The 3,820-nt window shown below is 65.1% G+C and carries 1 protein-coding gene; it reads right to left on the reverse strand.

Translation table 11 applies throughout. The features are described 5' to 3' along the window. The coding region (locus tag AB4Z42_RS28260; protein ID WP_442012556.1) for an amino acid adenylation domain-containing protein at positions 1-3,820 on the reverse strand (3,820 nt) is incomplete at both ends.

A 3,820-nucleotide genomic window follows, 5' to 3' on the forward strand; every position in this document is an offset into this window, starting at 1 on the left:
CACCTCCCACCTCCCGGCGGGAGGGACGCGCACAGCGACCCCATCAACTGACACACGTTGTGATGAGTGATCCCCACACCTTTAGGCGCACCCGTCGTACCCGAGGTGTAGATGATGTACGCGATGTCCTCGGAATCCGGGAATGGCAGGACGGCGCTGGATTGGGCGTCAACAGCCGGGTCGCCGACATCGATGGCCGCCACATCGAAACCATCTACCCGCGAACGCAACCCGGTGGTGGTGAGCACCGCCACCGGTGCGGCATCGGCGAGTATGAACCCGACTCGCGAGTCCGGCAGCGCGGGATCGATCGGCAGATACGCAGCCCCCACTTTCAGGATCGCGAGAATCGCGGTGATTGCTAGAGCGGATCGCTCCGACATCACCGCTACACAAGCCCCCGGGCGGACGCCGCGATCAATCAGTAAGTGCGCCAACCGACTCGACGCCTCATCGAGCGACCGGTACGTCATCGACGACTCACCACACGTCAATGCCGCTGCCTCTGGCCAAGCCTCGACCTGCGCGGCGAACAACGCCGGAACCGACACCGACATGCTCGATCGCTGGGTCAACGCCGCCCGGTTGCCGACCTCGTCCAACCGGGCGCGCTCGGCCTCATCGAGCACATCGATCGATGAGACCCGCCGCGTCGGATCAGCGGTCATCGCTACGAGCACCCGCTCGAACCGCTCGATCAGGATTTCGATACTTTCCACGTCGAACACGTCGGTGCGGAACTCCACGGCGCCCGAAATCCCCGCGGGCTCACCGTCGTCGGTGAAACATTCAGCCAATGAGAACGTCAGATCTAATCGAGCAGACCCCGTTTCCAGGGGCAGGGCCGCGATCTGCAGATCACCCATGTCCAGCCCAGCGACCGGATCACTGGTCCGTCCGGCGAAGTTCTGCCAGGCCAACATCACCTGCACCAATGGATGATGGGCCAGCGACCGGACGGGGTTGAGACGGTCAACGACCACCTCGAACGGCACATCCTGATGCTCATACGCCGCCAAAGCGCGCTGCTGAACCTGGGTCAGCACCCCGTCGACAGTGGGATCACCAGCCAGATCGACCCGCAACACCAACGTGTTGAAGAAGCAACCCACCAAATCATCAAGTACAGGATCACGGCGCCCAGCGATCGCGAACCCCACCGCCACATCGGAACTCGCACTCAGCTTGGACAGCAGCACCGACAAGGCCGCCTGCACCACCATGAAACTGGTTGCACCCTGGTCCCTGGCCACCCGTGCCACTTCGGCCTGCAATCCTGCGGACCAGTCGATCGCCACCGTGGCGCCACGGTAGTCAGCCACCAGTGGATAGGTCCGATCGGTGGGCAACGGCAGACGTTCGGGCATACCGGCGAGAGCCTGCCGCCAATAATTCAGCTGGGAGGCGATCGGACTGTGCGGATCGTCGAGGTCGCCGAACTGCGACCGCTGCCACAAGGTGTAGTCGACGTACTGCACCGCCAGATCCGCCCAGCCAGGGGCTTGCTTGGCACAGCGGCTGGCGTACGCGACCCCCAGATCCCGAACCAGCGGAGCGGTCGACGACCCGTCGGCGGCGATGTGATGCACTGCAGCCACCAACACAAACTCGTCATCCGACACCCGGAACAGCCGCGCCCGCAGAGGGACCTCGGCCGCCAGATCAAACGGGTGCTGTGCGACTTCTCCTAGCGCCCGCACCAACTCGGCCTCTGGCCACCCCGTGGCATCGACAACACTCCACCCGAAGTCAGCTCGGTCGGGGTCGATCACGACCTGCTGCGGTATCCCCTCCGATGCGGTGAACAGCGTGCGCAGCGATTCGTGGCGGACTATCACGTCGCGAAGGGCCGCGCCCAGCGCCTCGACATCAAGCGGCCCGCTCAGCCGCACCGCCAGCGGCATGTTGTACACCGGAGAGGGCCCCAGTAACTGGGCCAGGAACCACAACCGGTTCTGCGCGAACGACAACGGAATCACCGCAGGCCGCTCCGCCGGTGTCAATGGTTGCAGCCCACGCTCACTTGCGCCGATGCGGGGCGACAACTGCGCCACCGTGGGCGCTTCGAACACCGTGCGCACCGAAATCCCGGCACCCAAACTGGTATTGATCGCGGCGATCAGACGCATCGCCGACAATGAATCGCCACCCCGATCGAAGAACGAGTCATCGGCCCCAACACGGTCGACGCCCAACACGTCGGCGAAGATCCCGGCCAAGATCTCCTCAGTGACCGTGCTCGGAGCGCGGTACTCGGCGGCGGAGTATTCCGGCGTGGGCAGAGCGTGCTTGTCGAGTTTGCCGTTGACCGTCAACGGCAACGCCTCGAGTACCACGACTGCACCCGGGACCATATACGCCGGCAACCGCTCACTCAGCGCAGCACGGATCGCAGCCGGATCCGCAGTCCCGGTGACATACCCCACCAGACGTCGATCATCGGGCCGGTCCTCACGGACGATCACCGCCGCCTGCTCCACACCGTCCAATTCACTTAACACAGTTTGGATTTCGCCCAGCTCGACGCGATAGCCCCGGATCTTGACCTGATCATCCGCGCGGCCCAGATAGTCCAACTGCCCATCAGCGCCCCAGCGCACAAGATCTCCGGTGCGATACATCCGCACCCCGGCACCGAAGGGGCACGCCACAAACCGCGACCCCGTCAACCCCGCGCGACCCGCATAACCCACGCCCACCCCGGCGCCGGCCACATACAACTCACCCGCCACACCTATCGGCACCGGCCGCAACCACTGATCGAGTACGAACAACGCCGCCCCCGGCACCGCAGAGCCGATCGGCACGACACCCGGGCCCGGCGCCAACGGCGCGCTCATCGCCACCCATATCGTCGTTTCGGTGGGGCCGTAGACATTGATCATCACCCGGCCCGGGGCCCACCGCTCCACCAGCTCGGCCGGACAGGCTTCACCGCCCACCACAAGCGCAACGGAGTCCAGATCCTCGGGCGTCATACCTCCCAACGCAGTCGGGGTCTGATTCAGCACGCTGACCTGTTCGGCGACCAGCAGCGCGTGGAACTCCATCGGTGAGCCGACCACCTCGTCGGGCACCACCACCAACCGCCCACCGTGCAGCAACGCGCCCCAGATCTCCCACCCCGAGACATCGAATGTCAACGAATGCCACTGCGACCACACACCTCCCGGCGGGAGCTCGGCGTGCAGGGCTCCCATCAACTGAGTGACGTTGTGATGTGTGACGGCCACACCCTTGGGCACTCCGGTGGTGCCTGACGTGTAAATCACGTACGCGACGTCGTCAGGCGCCGGCCCCCGAAGTCCGGTGCTGGGTTGTATACAAAGAGCCGGGTCGTCGACATCGATGACCAGCAGGTCTCGCCCGTCCACGCGCGACCGCAGACCCGCCGTCGTGATCACGGCGATCGGCGCGGCATCGGCGAGCATGAACCCGATCCGTGCGTCGGGCAGCATGGGGTCGATCGGCACGTACGCCGCCCCGGCCTTGAGCACCGCCAGAATCGCGACGATCGCGTCGGCCGAGCGCGGCAACAACAAGCCCACAGAGTCGCCCGGACCCACAGCGCAATCAACCACTAGGTGCGCCAGCCGATTCGACGCCTCATCCAACTCGCGATACGTCAGCGACAAGCCCTCGAAGGTCAGTGCGACCGCCTCGGGACCAGCCTCCACTTGGGCGGCGAACAGCGCCGGGATCGATCCCGACACCGGCGCCGGGGCACTCAACAATGCGCGGTTGCTGATCCGATCCAACCGGGCATGTTCATGCTCATCGAGCACTTCAATCGAGGACAACCGCCGGGTCAGATCGGCGG

The organism is Mycobacterium sp. 2YAF39 (genome assembly GCF_052114565.1).
Classification (GTDB): Bacteria; Actinomycetota; Actinomycetes; order Mycobacteriales; family Mycobacteriaceae; genus Mycobacterium.